The sequence below is a fragment of the Verrucomicrobiia bacterium genome, from assembly GCA_035765895.1.
Taxonomy (GTDB): Bacteria; Verrucomicrobiota; Verrucomicrobiia; order Limisphaerales; family DSYF01; genus DSYF01.
Window position 1 is genome coordinate 1 of sequence record DASTWL010000037.1, and the last position, 15,706, is coordinate 15,706.

General features: G+C 62.4%; 12 protein-coding genes and 1 tRNA gene. 2 read left to right on the forward strand and 11 right to left on the reverse strand.

Annotated features, from left to right (window positions below; translation table 11 throughout):
- Positions 1–85: 85 nt before the first annotated feature.
- The 3 genes from VFV96_07955 to VFV96_07965 form a co-directional block, all read right to left on the reverse strand.
- The gene (locus VFV96_07955; protein ID HEU5070332.1) at positions 86–1,414 is read right to left on the reverse strand and encodes a 3-deoxy-D-manno-octulosonic acid transferase; all 1,329 of its coding nucleotides are present in this window, start codon (positions 1,412–1,414) and stop codon (positions 86–88) included.
- Between the two features lie 117 nt (positions 1,415–1,531).
- Positions 1,532–2,839: a sodium:proton antiporter gene (locus VFV96_07960; protein ID HEU5070333.1), complete on the reverse strand. Its 1,308-nt coding sequence runs from the start codon at positions 2,837–2,839 to the stop codon at positions 1,532–1,534.
- A gap of 328 nt (positions 2,840–3,167) precedes the next feature.
- The gene (locus VFV96_07965; protein HEU5070334.1) at positions 3,168–3,500 is read right to left on the reverse strand and encodes a hypothetical protein; all 333 of its coding nucleotides are present in this window, start codon (positions 3,498–3,500) and stop codon (positions 3,168–3,170) included.
- Between the two features lie 333 nt (positions 3,501–3,833).
- On the opposite strand from VFV96_07965, the gene VFV96_07970 reads away from it, so the two are divergent.
- Complete coding sequence (locus VFV96_07970) at positions 3,834–5,771, forward strand: Hsp70 family protein (protein ID HEU5070335.1); 1,938 nt, start codon at positions 3,834–3,836, stop codon at positions 5,769–5,771.
- A gap of 10 nt (positions 5,772–5,781) precedes the next feature.
- Here VFV96_07970 and VFV96_07975 read toward each other — a convergent pair.
- The 3 genes from VFV96_07975 to VFV96_07985 all read right to left on the reverse strand — a co-directional run bounded on the left by VFV96_07975 (position 5,782) and on the right by VFV96_07985 (position 7,538).
- Positions 5,782–5,866: transfer RNA gene (locus tag VFV96_07975), tRNA-Leu, on the reverse strand.
- A 127-nt stretch (positions 5,867–5,993) separates the two neighbouring features.
- Entirely contained in the window at positions 5,994–7,142 is a 1,149-nt protein-coding gene (locus VFV96_07980; protein ID HEU5070336.1) for a CHRD domain-containing protein, read from the reverse strand.
- A 117-nt stretch (positions 7,143–7,259) separates the two neighbouring features.
- A complete protein-coding gene (locus VFV96_07985; GenBank protein HEU5070337.1) occupies positions 7,260–7,538 on the reverse strand; it encodes a Smr/MutS family protein in 279 nt (92 codons plus the stop codon).
- 89 nt (positions 7,539–7,627) lie between these two features.
- Here VFV96_07985 and VFV96_07990 point away from each other — a divergent pair, with 89 nt between their 5' ends.
- Entirely contained in the window at positions 7,628–9,946 is a 2,319-nt protein-coding gene (locus VFV96_07990) for a carbon starvation CstA family protein (GenBank protein ID HEU5070338.1), read from the forward strand.
- Positions 9,947–9,959: 13 nt separating this feature from the next.
- Here the strand turns inward: VFV96_07990 and VFV96_07995 are convergent, their stop codons facing one another.
- The 5 genes from VFV96_07995 to VFV96_08015 all read right to left on the reverse strand — a co-directional run.
- Entirely contained in the window at positions 9,960–11,120 is a 1,161-nt protein-coding gene (locus VFV96_07995; protein HEU5070339.1) for a rhomboid family intramembrane serine protease, read from the reverse strand.
- A gap of 17 nt (positions 11,121–11,137) precedes the next feature.
- Positions 11,138–11,644 carry a helix-turn-helix domain-containing protein gene (locus tag VFV96_08000; GenBank protein HEU5070340.1) on the reverse strand — a complete coding sequence of 169 codons (507 nt, stop codon included), beginning with the start codon at positions 11,642–11,644 and terminating at the stop codon, positions 11,138–11,140.
- A gap of 47 nt (positions 11,645–11,691) precedes the next feature.
- Positions 11,692–12,477 (reverse strand): DUF5684 domain-containing protein, encoded by a 786-nt coding sequence (locus VFV96_08005; protein HEU5070341.1) that lies wholly within the window; start codon positions 12,475–12,477, stop codon positions 11,692–11,694.
- A 74-nt stretch (positions 12,478–12,551) separates the two neighbouring features.
- A complete protein-coding gene (locus VFV96_08010; protein ID HEU5070342.1) occupies positions 12,552–15,233 on the reverse strand; it encodes a DNA translocase FtsK in 2,682 nt (893 codons plus the stop codon).
- An 85-nt stretch (positions 15,234–15,318) separates the two neighbouring features.
- Positions 15,319–15,706: prepilin-type cleavage/methylation domain-containing protein (locus tag VFV96_08015; protein ID HEU5070343.1), on the reverse strand; the 388-nt coding region annotated here is incomplete at its 5' end.

The window sequence follows — 15,706 nt, forward strand, 5'->3', positions numbered from 1 at the left end:
CGCCGCCAGCAGAGCCGTCAAGAGTAGAAATCGTTTCATGGGCCGACGATAGGAATGCCAACCGTGGCGCGCAAGCGGGAAGCGGTCACCCGGCGGGCGCAATGTAAAGTTCGTCGCCGTCGAGGTGGCGGAGGATCAATTCCACCGTGCGATGCATCGCGCCCTGGTTCTCTTCCACGACCTGGAGCGCATTGCGGCCCAGTTCGTCACGCCGCGCCTCGCTGCTCAGGAGCGTGCTCAACGCCTGTTCCAATTCGGCCGCGTCCCGGACCTGCCATGCGCCGTCGCGCGCCAAAAACTGCCGGACCACATCGGCGAAATTCTGCATGTTGGGCCCGAACACCATGGGCTTGCCCAGCGCCGCCGGTTCGATGGGATTCTGGCCCCCTTCGGCGGTCAGGCTCTTGCCCACAAAGATGATCTCGGCGGGCTCGTAAAAATGACGCAGTTCGCCCGTGGTGTTGACGAGCAGGCAATCGAGCGTGTTTTCCGCGTATTGCGTGTCCGCCTTCACTTCGCTGCGGTAGGCAAACCGCACGCCGCGCGCCGCCAGCTCGCGCCCCACGTCGCGGCAGCGTTCAAAATGGCGCGGCACCAAAATCAGAAACAAGTCGGGATGTTGCTTTTTCAGGCGCAGGAAAATGTCGCTGAGAATCCCCTCTTCGCCCGCGTGGGTGCTGCCGGCCACCAGCAGCCGCGCCGAAGCCGGCACGCCAAACTGCCGCAGCAGTTCGGGCACATCCAGCCGCCGCCGGTCGGGCAACCGCGCCGCGTCAAACTTCAGGCTGCCGACCACCTCAACCGCTCCGGGACGACAGCCCAGTTCTCGCAGGGTGGCCGCGTCTGTCTCGGTCTGCGCGCCCACAGCGGTGAACGCGCCGAACAAGTCGCGAAACAAAAAGCCAAACCGCTTGTAACGGGGTCCGGAACGCGGTGAAACCCGGGCGTTTACAAGGAAAAGCGGCGTCCCGCGGTCCCGCAAACGCCAGATAAAATTCGGCCAGATTTCCGCCTCCACCAGAATCACGGCATCCGGTCCGACAGTGGCCAGCGCCCGGCCCACGTATTTGCGGCGGTCAATCGGGTAATAAATTTTGCCCACGTGGGCCGGCAGGGTTTCCTGCAACCGCGCCATGCCCGTGGTGGTGGTGGTCGAGACGACCATCTTGACGTTGGGCAGCCGCGGCTCAAGGGCCCGGATGAGTTGGGTGCAGATGTTCACCTCACCCACGCTCACCGCATGCAGCCAGATGACATGCCGGTTGGACAGGCTTTGCTTGAGCTTGGCATCGAACCGGCCAAAACGCTGCCCAAAACCGGCCTGCCAGTTGCCCCGCCGCCACATCCGCAAAAAGTAATAAGGTGACGACAGCCAGAAAAATACGACGAAAAGAATGTTGTAAACCGTGCGCACTCGCGTTCCCTGTTTGTGTGCACCAAGTCTGCGGATTGGCGCACGCGTGAAAAGCCAAAAACACCGCACACCGCGGTTCACGCGCCGCGCGCCGAGCAAATCCCCTGCGTGAGCGCGTCAATTGGGGACCGCGCCGTGATGCCGGAAGAAAATCGCCCAAACAATCAAGAGCATGGGCAGCATGACCGGCAGGGTGAATTTGAAGACGTAGCCGAGAAAACCGGGCGTGCGCACCTTTTGGTGGTCCGCAATGGCCTTGACCATGAAGTTCGGGCCGTTGCCGATGTAGGTGTTTGCGCCAAAGAAAACCGACCCCACGCTGATGGCCACCAGCAGGCCGGCAAAACCCGGCGTGCCAGTCATGGCGTTGACTTGCGCCGGATGGGCCACCGCCTCGCCCGCCGCCGCGCTCAAAAAGCTCAGATACGTTGGCGCGTTGTCCAGCACGCTCGAAAGCGTGCCGCTGCCCCAATAAAACAGCGTGGGCGAAAATCCACCCAGCTTGTCCGCGTAGTGCGCGGCATTGGCCTGCAGCCAGTCCAGCGCCGGCATCATGGTGGAAAAAATCCCCACAAACAAAATGGCCACCTCCTTGATGGGATGAAATGTGAAGTGATTTGCCTCGTGGACCGGTTTGCGGGTGGTGAACCAGGATCCAACGGCCGCGGCCACCATGAGCAGCTCCCGCAAAAAGATCGGATGATTCACAAACACCGCGGCCAGAATCAGCCCGAGAAAGAACAGGTTGTGCAGCCCTTGGAATTTGAACTCGTCGCGCGGCGCGGCAATCAGATCCCGCACTGCCTTCGGCGCCCGCCGGTAGTTGAAACTGTCCACCATGTAAAACATGACCAGCAACACGCCCAATGCCGTCGCCCACATCGGCCAGCAATGCTCCAGCACCCACAGAAAGGGCACGCCTTTGAGATAACCGAGAAAGAGCGGCGGATCACCAATCGGCGTCAGACATCCGCCCACGTTGGACACCACAAATATGAAGAACACGATGTGGTGCGCCGTGATGCGGTATTTGTTCATCCGAATCCATGGCCGAATCAGCAGCATCGAAGCCCCGGTGGTGCCGAGCAGATTGGCCACCACGGCACCGATCATCAGAAAAAGCACATTTTCCAGGGGCGTGGCTTCGCCCTTGACGGTCATGTGAATTCCGCCCGAAACGACAAACAGCGAGCCAATCAGGATGATGAAGCTGGCATACTCATGCGCCACGTGCAGCGCGCGCTCGCCGGCGTGCAACCCCAGCAGATAATACGCGAGTGTGATGGCCCCAAGGCCGAGCGCGACCTTGGCGTAGTGTTTGCCCCACCAGTCGCCGTTGATCAAGGGGCCCAGAGCAATGGCTCCGAGCAACAGGGCAAAGGGCAAAATCATCCACGGATTCGGCTGCAGCAAATGCTCCTCCATGGGCCGCGAAGCTAGGAGAGGTGCCCAGTTGGGTCAATTTGAATTGCACCCACATGGATTCAACGCACGAAAACGTGTCCCCTCCCCGGCATGGAAGGCAGCTTCAAGGCAGGAGCCGACGATGAGCCGGCCTGCCTTTCGGCTCCCTTCCCTGCTCACGGGGAGGGGGGAAATCCGCGCACTGAAACCCGCGCCACCCGCCGGTGTTAATGCGGCTCGACGACGCGTCCGGGCGACGAACAACCTTCTGCAAACGCGAGCCACCGGGTTCGCATCTGGAGGTGACTGCCCGTCAAGGACGGCCATCGAGGATTTTTTCCAAAGGCGTTCATGCGGCCATCAGTTCACGGGTTGCCGTGCGAATGGTGGCCTGCCGCCTGGCGCGAGCGACCGCCGCCCGCACCTTCTCCTCGAACAGGACGGGGAAGACGAGCAGCGGGAAGTTGGTCGCCCAAGCCAGACCGGCCGCCTCGTTGGCTGCCCGGCGCAATTCGCCGGCATAAGGCACTGTTGCGGCATCGATCAACCGCTCCCGCAACAACCTGGCGTTAAGCCGTTCAAATTCGTCCTCCAACACCGCCCGGAACGGCACTGGCGGCACGGGTTTCACCTCGAACCGGGTTTCCGGTCCGAATTCGGTTGGCACTCTGTTTTGATTCATGTTTTTCCTTTTTCGTCATGGACACCTCGGTTGAGGCATCGCTTAAACAAAAAACCCGCGATTGTTTCTCAATCGCGGGTTTTCTGTGAAATCTTGGTTGCTTCGCTTTAAGAACTCATCGGCACTCCACCAGAAAACCCGCATCCGCGCTGCCAGGCGGACGACATGAGCGTCGCGCCATGGATGCGCACGGAGCATTTGGTTGTCTGGACGTTGTTAGTCATACCTAACTGCGCGAATTAGACACCACCGCCGGCCGGTTGTCAATGTTGGCCTGGCCGCCCATTTTTCGTGTTTTTCCCGCCGGGCGGAGTTCAAATAGCCGGCGCAAACATGAGCAAAATTGTCGGCATCGATCTGGGCACCACCAACTCGCTGGTCGCCACCGTGGATTCGGGCATCCCGCTGGTCATCGCGGATGCGGCCGGACGGCGTCTGACGCCGTCGGTGATCCACCTGCCCCACGCAACGGCCCAGCCGGTGGTTGGACAAGCGGCCTTCCGGGCCCGGGCTATTCACCCGGAAACCACGGTGTATTCCATCAAACGCTTCATGGGGCGCCGCGGCACGGACATCTCGCGCGACGAACTGGCCGTGGCTTACGCGGTCGAAAGCGCCGAAGCCGGCCCCGTGCGCGTCAACCTGCACGGCCGCGCGTGGACGCCGGAAGAATTGTCCGCCCAAATTCTTTTGAAACTCAAGGCAGACGCGGAGGCGTGGTTCGGGGAAACCGTTTCCCGCGCGGTCATCACCGTGCCCGCCTATTTCAATGACGCCCAACGCAACGCCACCAAACGCGCCGGCGAACTGGCCGGGTTCACCGTGGAGCGCATTGTGAACGAACCCACCGCCGCCGCGCTCGCCTACGGTTTGGACAAACTCAAGGAGAAGGCCAAAATCGCCGTGTATGACCTGGGCGGCGGCACTTTCGACCTTTCCATTCTCGAGTTGAACCAAGGCGTGTTCCAGGTGCTTGCCACGAACGGCAACACCTGCCTCGGCGGCGATGACATCGACCGCGCTTTGACGAACCACCTCATGACGAAAGTGGCCGCCGCGGGCGGACCCCAGTTTGACCCGGCGCTGGCGGCCACTCACAGCCCATCCCAACTCGGCATTCTTGCGCGTCTCCGCGAAGCCGCCGAGACGGCCAAGATCAGGCTTTCGACAGAAACGGAAACCGACATTGCCCTGCCCTTCCTGACGCCGGATTTCAACTTCAGCCACCGGCTCACCCGTGCCGAACTCGAACGCGTGGCCCGGCCCATCGTGGACCGCACCCGCGGCCATTGTCAGCGTGCGCTGGCCGACGCAAAATTGGAGCCGAAGGATCTCGACCAGGTCATCCTCGTTGGCGGCCAGACGCGGATGCCCCTGGTGCGTCAACTCGCGGCCGAATGGTTCGGCTGCGCCGAATTCGCGGAAACACGCGGCGACCTCCGGCTCGGCACCGACCACCACAAAATCCCCGGCCCGCTGCTCAACACGAGCGTCAACCCGGACGAGGCCGTCGCGCTCGGCGCCGCCATCCAGGCGGCCATCCTGTCCGGCGAATTTCGCAATGTGCTGCTGCTCGACGTCACCCCACTCTCGCTGGGGCTCGAAACGTTTGGCGGCCTGATGAACGTGATCATTCCGCGCAACACAACCATTCCGGTAAAGGCCGGGGAAATGTTCACCACCGCCGTGGACAATCAGCGCGACATGTTGATTCACGTGCTGCAGGGCGAACGCGAACGCGCCAAGGACAACTGGAGCCTCGGCCGGTTCACCCTGGAATTTGAAACCGCACCGCGCGGCGTGCCCCGCGTCGGCGTGCAGTTTGAAATCGATGCCAATGGCATCCTGCATGTGCTCGCGCGCGACACCAAAACGGGCCATGAAAAAATTGTCGAAATGAAGTCGGCCGTCGATGTGGACGACGAGGCCGTGACCCGCATGGTCGAGGAATCGGTCGAGCACGCCTTCACCGATCTGGCGACCCGCCGCTGGATTGAGGCGAAGCTGAAGGCCAACGAACTGCACAACGCCACGCGCAAAGGCCTGGCGGATTGCCGCGCGGAACTGGAGGCGGGCTACGTGGAGCAGGTGGAAGCGGCTCTACGCGCCGTGGAAACCGCGCTTGCCACCGAAAGCACGGAGACCGGCGCGGGTGACGTCAAGCAGTTGCAGGCCGCCTGCGCCGCGCTTGATGAAGCCACGAAGCTCCTGGCGGAATTGCTCATGGACCGCGTGACCGAGGCGTTGTTGAAGCAACGCGGATTGCTGTAATCAGGGAGCATGGTGGGCGCGACAGGGGTCGAACCTGCACGGATTGCTCCACAGGATCCTAAGTCCTGCGTGTCTGCCAATTCCACCACGCGCCCAGCCCGCGAATTCTGCCCCACCGGTCTGCCGTGTAAACACCTTTTCCCGTGAGGCAAGGGCTCAGGCTCATAAAAAAAGAGGAGGAGCCAAGCTCCTCCTCCGGTCAAACGCCACAAGTCACCAATATCACTTGCCGCGACCGCTGCCGCGGTCGTGCGGGACAACCACATCCACCGATTTGAGCTGGGAGACATTGCCCGCCGCATCCGTTGCCTGCACCGTGATGGTGTAGGTGCGCGGCCCCGTGATGCCGGAACGCTCGGCCCGCAGGCTCACGGTGTGATCGTCGATAATCGCCCAATCCGGCGAGGTGTTGCCGCTGCCGTTCGCGTTGACGCCTTCGCTGCTGGTCACGCCAACCACCTTCCACGTGGTGTCGCCGCAAATGTCGGTCACCCACGCGGACAACTGGACGGTCACCATTTTGTGATTGGGCGGCCACAGCACATCGGGATTGGCCGTGACCTTGGTGATCACTGGCGGAATGGTGTCCACCACAATCACGGTCGTGCTGCAATCCGAGGTGTTGCCGGCCGAGTCGGTGGCCGTCACTGTGATGGCATTGGTGCCCAGCGGGTATTCTGCCGTGAAACTGGAGTTCACCGGAACCGTGGTGGTGCCGGCAGCCAGTTCGTTGGTTTGCAATCCCACGCCGTTGACCGACCACACGACGGCGAGCGCGTCACCATTGGGGTCGGACACTTTGGCGGAGAGCGTTGTTGCACCGCCGCACTCCACCGTGGCGGGATCGGGGCAGGAAACAACGGGCGCCTGATTCAACTGCGGAATCAGTTGGGCGCGGATTTCACCGCCGGGATAATTGGTGGTGTGAATGTTGATGTAATCCAGCCCCGCGAGCAGGCCGGCCACTTCATTCGTGGGAATGGGAACCTTGCCGTAAATAATGCCGCCCACCGCGTCCGGCCCCTGCGTGAACAGGTAAGGTTGCAGGCCGACGATCACGGGACCATTCGTGCCGGGGCCGGCCGGGCCATGGATGTGCAGCGCCGTGATGGGCGCGCTCAGATCGGTGAAGCCCGCCGCGGCGCCAAATCCGACGGCAACCGTCAGTTCCAGGCTGTTCGTATCAAAACTGATGCCAGCCGAAATCTCGTTGCCGCTGGCGGTGCTGTTGGTCGCCGGTGGCACCTGGTTGAGTGGACTCAATCCCACGGCCGCATCGGTGCCGGCCGGCGAAAGATCGAATGGGATGACGCCCGCCTGAACGGCGGCGGCCAGAACGCATGAAGACATGATGCTGACGAGTTTTTTCATAAGTTTCGAATGGTTGAATGCCGACTCCTGTGAACCATCAAAGTCAGGACGTATTATTTAAGCACACAATGCCGGACCGCTCAACAGGGTCGGTGCCCGAAATGATACGGACCACGCCTAGGGACGCAGGTGAACGATGGTCGCCCCCCACCCGCCCGACTGCCCGCCGGCCAGATGATACTCGGCCACGTTGGGGTGGCCCGCCAACGCCGCATGCACGGTGCGTCGCAAATTGCCGATGCCTTTGCCGTGAACCAGGCGCACGCGCAAAATCCCCCGGCCGCGGCAGGCGGCCAGATACTCCGTCACCACGTCCTTGACGTCTTGGGGCCGGAAGGTGTGCAGGTCGAGCATCCCATCCACGGGCAGCGGCACCGGTTCATCCGCATTTTCCATGTCAGAATGATAATCCCAACCGGCTTCCGGCGGCAAAAACTCTGGCTTGGTCCGGGGCCGTGCGCTTTACTGCGCGGACAATCCCAAGCATGAAGAAGTTTTTGTCGTTTCTCGCCTGGCTGGCCGTGGCCGTTTTGGGCGCATGGGCTTACTTCACCCTGGCCCTCAATCGTCATGAGCCGATCAATTCCGGGTTCGTGTTGCTGGCGGCCTTGTGTTCCTACGCCATCGGCTACCGGTTTTATTCCAAGTGGATTGCCGCCCGCGTGCTCGTGCTCGATGACCGCCGGGCGACGCCCTGCGAAGTGCATGACGACGGCAAGGACTTCGTGAAAACGAACAAATGGATTGTCTTCGGCCACCATTTCGCCGCGATCTCCGGCCCCGGACCACTGGTGGGACCGGTGCTGGCCGCACAGTTCGGCTATCTGCCCGGCACCTTGTGGATTTTGATCGGCGTCGTGCTGGGCGGCGCCGTGCAGGATTTCGTCATCCTGTTTGCCTCCATGCGGCGCAACGGCAAATCGCTCGGACAAATGGTGCGGGAGGAACTGAGCAGTGTTGCGGGCCTGTTCGCGCTCATTTCCATCCTCGCCATTCTCACAATTCTCCTGGCCGTGCTGGCGCTGGTGGTCGTGAAGGCGCTGGCGGACAGCCCGTGGGGCGTGTTCACCGTGGCCGCCACGGTTCCGATCGCCATGTTCATGGGCGGTTACCTGCGCTGGTTGCGGGCGGGCAAGGTGCTCGAAGCCTCCGTGCTGGGCGTTACGCTGCTGTTGCTGGCCGTGTGGGGGGGCAAACTCGTGCATCAAAGCCCGGACTGGTCGCACACGTTCAGCCTGTCCAGCCTGCGCCTGGCCTGGATCATCATCGCCTACGGACTGGCGGCGAGCGTGCTGCCCGTATGGCTGCTGCTGGCGCCGCGCGATTACCTGAGCACGTTCATGAAGCTCGGCACCATCGTCGCGCTGGCAATCGGGATTTTCTTCACACTGCCGGAACTGAAGATGCCCGCGCTCAGCCGGTTTGCCGACGGCAACGGGCTGGTGTTCGCGGGCAAGATTTTCCCCTTTTGCTTCATCACCATCGCCTGCGGAGCGATCAGCGGCTTCCACACCCTGATCGCCAGCGGCACGACGCCCAAGCTGATCACGCGCGAGAGTTATGCGCGACCCGTCGGTTACGGGGCGATGTTGCTGGAATCCTTGGTGGCCATCATGGCGCTGATCGCCGCATGCACACTTGATCCGGGTGTTTACCTGAGCATGAACGTCAAGGGTGAAGCCGCGGTCACCGCCGCCAAGGTCACGGCGCTTGGTTTTCCAGTGCAGGTGGAGCACATGCAGACGCTGGCACAGGAGGTCGGCGAAAAGACCCTGTTCGGGCGGACGGGCGGCGCCGCCACCCTGGCTGTCGGCATGGCGAACATTTTCGGCCAGGTCACGCGCGGCCGGTGGGTTGATCTCTGGTATCATTTCGCGATCATGTTCGAGGCGCTGTTCATTCTGACCACCATCGACGCCGGCACGCGGGTGGCACGCTACATTTTGCAGGACTTTCTCGGCAGCCTGTGGCGGCCGCTGGGGGACACGCGCAAACTCGGCCCCAACCTGCTCGCCAGCGGGCTCATGGTTTCCGCGTGGGGTTGTTTTCTGATTCAAGGCGTGCGCGACCCGCTGGGCGGCATCAACTCACTGTGGCCGCTGTTTGGGATCGCCAACCAAATGCTCGCCGCCATCGCCCTGTGTCTCGGCACGACGATCATTCTCAAGACCCGGCTGGCAAACCGCAGCGCCACGCTCTGGCCCGCCTTGCTGACGTTCCTGCCGCTGGTGTGGCTGGTAAGTGTGACCTTCACCGCCGGCGCCCAAAAAATCTGGCACCCCAACGAGCACATCGGCTTTCTGGCCAACGCCGCCCACTTCGAGACCGGGCTCAAAGCGCTCGACGCCGCGCCGCCAACCGACCCGCAACAACTCGCGCAGGCGAATGCCGACCGCGTCAACTGGCCGCGCCAGATCCGCAACGATTACATCGACGCGGCGGTGGCAGGGAGTTTTCTGCTGCTCGTGTCGGCCATCATCGCGTTGAGCCTGCACGAGTGGTGGTGGTTGCTGGCCCGGCGCAAACCGGCGCACTTGCATGAGAGTGAAGCGGTCTGGCTGCCGGATTACGCAGTGAAGGAAGGCGGCCCCAATCTGCGCACCGCGGCCGGCACCGCGGCGTTGGCGCTGGGTCTGGCCAAGGAGCTCTCCGGCGAAGCCGCCATCGCCCGGGCCCGCCACGCCGAGACGGTCTGTGCGGCATGTCATCAGCCCGCGACCGACCAAGCCGCCACCAAGACCGAAGCCGACCGCTACGTGGAAATGACCGAACGCCGTTTCAACGGCGTTACGCGCTGTTGCTGACGCTATCGGCCGATCACGGGCCGGTTACGCGGCGCACCGGTGGCGCCTCGTCACTGGCCGCCCGCGGCAGCTTTTCCGGCGGAACTTCAATTCGCCGCCAGAGCAGCCAGGCGCCCACGCCCGCCACCGCCCCGCCCAGGTGAGCAAGCGACGAAACCTGGCTGAAGCCCCGCACCTGTTGCATGGCCCCCAGCAACTGGAGTCCGATCCAAACCGCAAAACCGCCCCACGCCGGAAAGGTGAACCAGCCGGATCGCCACGTGTAGCGCAACCAATAACGCATTCCGAGCCGTGCCTGCGGAAAGCGAAAGGCGTAAAATGCCAGCAGGCCGGAAATGCCACCGCTCGCACCAACGCATGGCAACGTCGAGCGCGGATCGCCCATGACGTGCAGCCAGTTGCCGCACAAGGTTGCCGCCAACACCAGTGCCAGCCAGCGCCAACGGCCGAGGTAATCTTCCACGTTGTCACCGAAAACCACGAGGAAGTAGAGATTGCTGAGCAGGTGCCAGACGCCGCCGTGCAAAAAGAAGGACGTAAGCAGCGTGAGCCCGCCCAGGCGCCAGACCTCCGCCGGCACGAGGGCGAAATGCTCCAGCACACCCGGCTCGACAAAAGCAAGGAGACTCACCAAGGCCACCAGCAAGGCCACCGCCCTGGTGCACCACGGAATCTTCGGAGACAACTCCTGCTCGGTCTCGACGGGCAGTCCCAGCAGTGCCGGGACGTTGCGCAGATCATCCCAGTCCGGCCCGGCCTCCGTCTGCTCCTTTGCCATGCGCTCCACTTCCGCGATGGCGAGCGCCTGCCGGGCCGCCGGCGGCAACGGGTCCACCGCAACCGGTTTCGGCGGCAGGGGCGGCAGCGTTTCGAATTCCTGCGCGTCAAACCACACAAACTGACAGGTTCGGCAGACATCCAAAACCAGCGTCTGACCGCGCGCAGGCAGGGAAATTTGCAGCATGCGCGACCGGCAGGACGGACAGGAACGAACTCGTGGGAGCCGCTGATCAAACGTCCGCAACCACAACTCGCGCATCGTGTCTGCGTTCACCAAGTGGCGCAGGAGGGAGACGGTTGCCGCGCGCCCTTGACAGCGCGAACAAACCCAGAAAATTCCTGCTGCAGTCTGATTACGAGTCAGGCCTTCACCGCAAGCGGGACAGGTGAACATGGCCGCACAAGCCCAAGTTAACGCCGTGGCGCGGGTGCCGGCACGGCCAGCCGGTCTCCGGAGTGATTCGAGGCGGGCTGATAAACGGCCGGCTTGAGGCCGGACAGCGGGTCGGCGTTCCGTTGCCGCTGCCAGAACAACACCACGATCAAAACGATGATCCCGACCACCAACACACCCGCCAGCATGGCCGCCTTGCGCCAGTCAATCTTGGAAAGCTGAAGCGTGAGAAAGTCCACCACCGTCCGTGGCTGATCGGTCAACGGCGGCGGCTCGGAAAACTTGTCGGTGCGGCCCAGTTCCGCCTCCAGCGCGGCCATCACCTGGGGCACGTCGAGTTTTAAAATGCGGGCGTAGGTCCGGACGAAACCCTTGATGTAAACCGGCGCGGAAAAGACATCGTAGTTGCCCTCCTCGATGGCCCGGATGTGGTCACCCCGCACATTGGTGATCTCCGCAATCTGATTGATTGTGAGGTGCTGGGCTTCGCGCGCAGAATGGAGTTGTTCGCCAACAGAGGCCATTCGTTACAAACTGCGGATTTGCGCCGCTGTTGGCAACTGCGGAAACGTCATGCGGGCAGGGGTTCCAGCTCGACGGGCTTGGGCCCGCCCAGCTTCGCCCGTGATTTGGCGCGCGCCACGCCGCTGGAAAAGGCGAGATACAAAAACGCGAGGATGTTGGTCCCCGGCAGGATCAACAGCACGGTGGTTAAAAAGCCCTTGCCGCGCGCTTGAACGATTTTCACGCACCAAAGAATCTGCGCAATGAAGTTCACCACGGGCACAAACCACGCGACAAACCACCAACCGGACATGCCGGCCGCGCGCACCATCGGAATGACTTGCAGCACGGGCAGCCAAATTAACGGGCCCGGATTCGTGCCTGCCTTTTTGCAAATCTGCATCGCGCAGAAGCTGAAAAAGAGATGAAACACCGCCAGCCCCGCCAGCACGGACAAAACCAACGTCCGGGTCAAAGGCGGCAACGTGACCCCGGGGGGCAGATGATTCTTTACAGCCGATGGCAATTCCACGGCCATCGTGCCGTCTTCCTTGAACAACTGCGCCACCGGATTCGCATTTTTGCCCGCGACGTCGGGGTTCATGTCGTCCGGCACGTCCACTCCCAACGCCTTCAGCGTGGCCGCATCCAGATCGTGAATTTTCACGTCGGCGACGCCCCGGGAGTGTTGGATGAACAGGTGCGTCGGGGTGTGACTGATGAGTGTCACATTATTGTATGTTTCTGTCCTGGTTTTGAGCACCGGCAAAGAGGCATCGCACCGGCCAAAAGTCGTTGTCAGCAGAAGCACCAGCAAACTGGCGCCCCAATGAAGCAATCGGAAGTATTTCATGGCTCGTGCGTTTTTTCTTCTGGCGGATGGTCAAGCAAGTCCCAAACCAACCGCACAAACCACAAATATCTGCGTCACCCGGGCGCCAGCCCCTGGTCGCCCGCCGACGCCTTGCCATCAAGCCCCGTGCCGTCCAGGTCCAGCAGAATATCCCGGGGTTCCGCGCCCTTGCTCGGACCGACGATGCCGCGCTGCTCCAGCTCGTCCATGATGCGGGCGGCACGGGTGTAGCCCAGCCGCAGGCGCCGTTGCAGCAGCGAAACGCTTGCCTTCTGCTCGCTGCGGATGACTTCGATGCACTGTTGAATCAAATCCTCGTCCTCGTTGCTGGCGCCCTCCTCCACCTCGAAGGAGCTGACCGGCTTCTGCAACTGCTGATGAATCTCCTGGTCAAACGACGGTTTGCCCTGCCGCGCGATGAAGTCCACCACGCTCTGCAATTCCTGGTCGGTGATGAGCGCGCCCTGCGCGCGGATGAGCTTGGCGGAGCCCGGCGGGAGGTAAAGCATGTCGCCCTTGCCCAGCAGCTTGTCGGCGCCCATGGCGTCCAAGATCGTCCGCGAATCCACCCGGCTGGCCACTTGAAAGGCGATGCGCGCCGGGATGTTCGCCTTGATGACGCCGGTAATCACATCCACGGACGGACGCTGCGTGGCGACAATGCAGTGAATGCCCGCCGCCCGGGCCATTTGCGTGATGCGGGCGATGGCCATTTCCACGTCCGCCGGCGCCACCAGCATCAAATCCGCCAGCTCGTCAATGATGCAGACGATGTAGCTCAACCGCTCGGGGATGACGATGTCCTCTTCGCGCGGGACGACAATTTCCTCGTCCACCTCGACAGCGAAGCCCTCTGCCCCCGCCTCCACCTTCTCCTTCTTCTGCGTCAGCGGCAGCTCCAGTTCCTGCTCCGGCAACGGCTTGTTCTTGGGCCGTGAATTGAACGAGGCAATATTGCGGACGCCCACGCGCGCGAAAATCTTGTAGCGCTTTTCCATCTCGTTGACGACCCAGCGCAGGGCGAGGATCACCTTCTTCGGATCCGTCACCACCGGAACCACGAGATGCGGCAGGGTGTTGTAGTGCTGCAATTCGACGACCTTGGGATCAATCATCACGAAGCGCAACTGGTCCGGGGAAAACCGATAGAGCAGCGACGCGATGATGGAATTGATGCAAACCGACTTGCCCGAACCCGTGCTGCCAGCAATCAGCAGGTGCGGCATTTCCGCCAGGTCCGCAATGATCGGATGCCCATAAACATCCTTGCCGAGCGCGACGGGAATTTTGGCCTTGGTCAGCCGCCATTCGTCCGACTCGAGCAAATCACGCATGATCACCTTGGTCTTGACCGGGTTGGGCACTTCGATGCCGACCGTGTTCTTGCCCGGAATCGGCGCCAGGATGTGAATGCGCTCCGCCTTGAGCGCCGCGGCAATGTTGCTGCTGAAGCCGTTGATCTTGTCGAGCTTCACGCCTGGTGCGGGATGCAATTCATAGCGCGTGATCGTCGGTCCCTTGGTGATGTTGCCCACCTCGACCGGGATGTTAAACTGCCCGAGCGTCTGCTTCATCAGGTTCGCGTTGGCCAGCAGCTCCTCCTTGGATTCCGTGGGCTTCAGGCTCAGGTCGGCATGCTGCAAAAAGTCCAGTGGTGGCAGCGTGTAATTCCCAATCATCGGCACCGAAGCCACGGTCATGGGCCGTTTCTTCTTTGGTTGCGGCCGCGGTTTCGGAACGGTGGAATCGGTCACCACCGGCGCCGGCGGCTTGGGAGCTTCTTGCTCCGCAGCCAGCTCATTGGCGGTGGCGGGTTCGGAGGCGGCATCGGCATCAGCCGCTCCAGTCGGCTTTGCCGGCACTTCGGCGGCATCGCCCAAAATGTCCTTCGCCGTCGCGGCGCCTTTTTTGGGCGGCACCACCACAACCACTTCTTCGGCCGGTTCATCCGGCTCGGCGGGTTCCGGTTTCCGGGCCTCATCGGGCGCAACCGACTTGCGGAAACGCGGCCCCTTCTGCGGCACACTGAGGTCGCGCACCTGCGGCGGCGGCACCGGTTGCAGATCGGCGCCCACAGCCACGCCACTTTGCTCGACCGCCTTCTTGAGTTGTTCCTCCTGCTTGCGCAATTCCCGGGCGCGCTTCTCCAGCACCGCCTCTTCCGGGCTGGCGGCAACCGCTTCGCCCCGGGCCGTCACCAGCCGGCGCACCCAGGCGCCCAGTTGGAAGTTCGTCAGAAACAGCAGGCTGATGAAGTAGAGCAGCAGATAGATGATCGGCGCTCCCACCGGTCCCACCATCCAAAAGCCGTAATCGTAAAGCGCCCGCCCGATCAATCCGCCGGCACTGGGCGCGTTAAGATTCACACGCAGCCGGCTCATCAGCGACCACCCGTCCATCTGATGAAACAAACCCATGAGTGAAACCATCATGACAATGGTCCACAGCCAGCGCCGCCGCAGGTAGGCGAACATTTCGAAGAAGCAGCCAAGCCCGAGAAACAAGAGGACGAACGGCAGCAGGTAGCCGGAAACACCGAACACAAAAAACGCCGCGTAGGCCAGGTGCGCCCCCAACGGACCAATCGCGTTTTGAACGGGCTGTTTCTGCGAGGAAACGGCGTTCGAGGCAATGTCGTGCCAGTCGTAGGAAAACAGGGCCACCAGCAGCAACGCGGCAGCGCCCAGCAGGACAATGCCCACCACGTCGTTGAAACCGTGGTGGGACTGCGTCTGGGTGTTTGACTTGCGAGCCATGAAGCGAAGCTAAAACCCCGTGTCCGCCGTTGGAAGTTCAAAGTGGCGGACAACGCACACGCCCGCGCGATTTTCGCAACCCGGCTCAGCCCGCGGGTGTGCGCGCATCGCGCAGGAATTCGACGTGGTCATCAAGCATCAACCGGTTCCGGCCACCGGCATGCGCCGTGCGCCCCCGCAAATCCGCCGGCACGCTGGGAATCGTGTTCGGAAAATACACATCCACCGTCAATTCCACATCCGACGGACCGCCCGGCGAACCGGTGGTGGGATTGCCCGCCGCGCGCAAGGAGGTGACGCAATCCTCTTCCGTGCGGCCCCAGAAATCGTCCAACGGCACGGGATCATCCGTTCGGTCAAACCGCCACATCCAGTAGCGCACCACGGGTGCGTTGGTCGCCGTGCCCGCTGCCTGGCTCGCCTGGGCCACGTTTGCCCAAGCCGGGCTTTGCGCCGCGGGACAGCTCCAAATC

What these genes read in the sequence shown, in the direction of transcription:
- VFV96_07960 (HEU5070333.1), bottom strand. Translation starts at nt 2,839, where the DNA reads ATGGAGGAGCATTTGCTGCAGCCGAATCCGTGGATGATTTTGCCCTTT.
- VFV96_07965 (HEU5070334.1), bottom strand. Translation starts at nt 3,500, where the DNA reads ATGAATCAAAACAGAGTGCCAACCGAATTCGGACCGGAAACCCGGTTC.
- VFV96_07970 (HEU5070335.1), top strand. Translation starts at nt 3,834, where the DNA reads ATGAGCAAAATTGTCGGCATCGATCTGGGCACCACCAACTCGCTGGTC.
- VFV96_07980 (HEU5070336.1), bottom strand. Translation starts at nt 7,142, where the DNA reads ATGAAAAAACTCGTCAGCATCATGTCTTCATGCGTTCTGGCCGCCGCC.
- VFV96_07985 (HEU5070337.1), bottom strand. Translation starts at nt 7,538, where the DNA reads ATGGAAAATGCGGATGAACCGGTGCCGCTGCCCGTGGATGGGATGCTC.
- VFV96_07990 (HEU5070338.1), top strand. Translation starts at nt 7,628, where the DNA reads ATGAAGAAGTTTTTGTCGTTTCTCGCCTGGCTGGCCGTGGCCGTTTTG.
- VFV96_07995 (HEU5070339.1), bottom strand. Translation starts at nt 11,120, where the DNA reads ATGTTCACCTGTCCCGCTTGCGGTGAAGGCCTGACTCGTAATCAGACT.
- VFV96_08000 (HEU5070340.1), bottom strand. Translation starts at nt 11,644, where the DNA reads ATGGCCTCTGTTGGCGAACAACTCCATTCTGCGCGCGAAGCCCAGCAC.
- VFV96_08005 (HEU5070341.1), bottom strand. Translation starts at nt 12,477, where the DNA reads ATGAAATACTTCCGATTGCTTCATTGGGGCGCCAGTTTGCTGGTGCTT.
- VFV96_08010 (HEU5070342.1), bottom strand. Translation starts at nt 15,233, where the DNA reads ATGGCTCGCAAGTCAAACACCCAGACGCAGTCCCACCACGGTTTCAAC.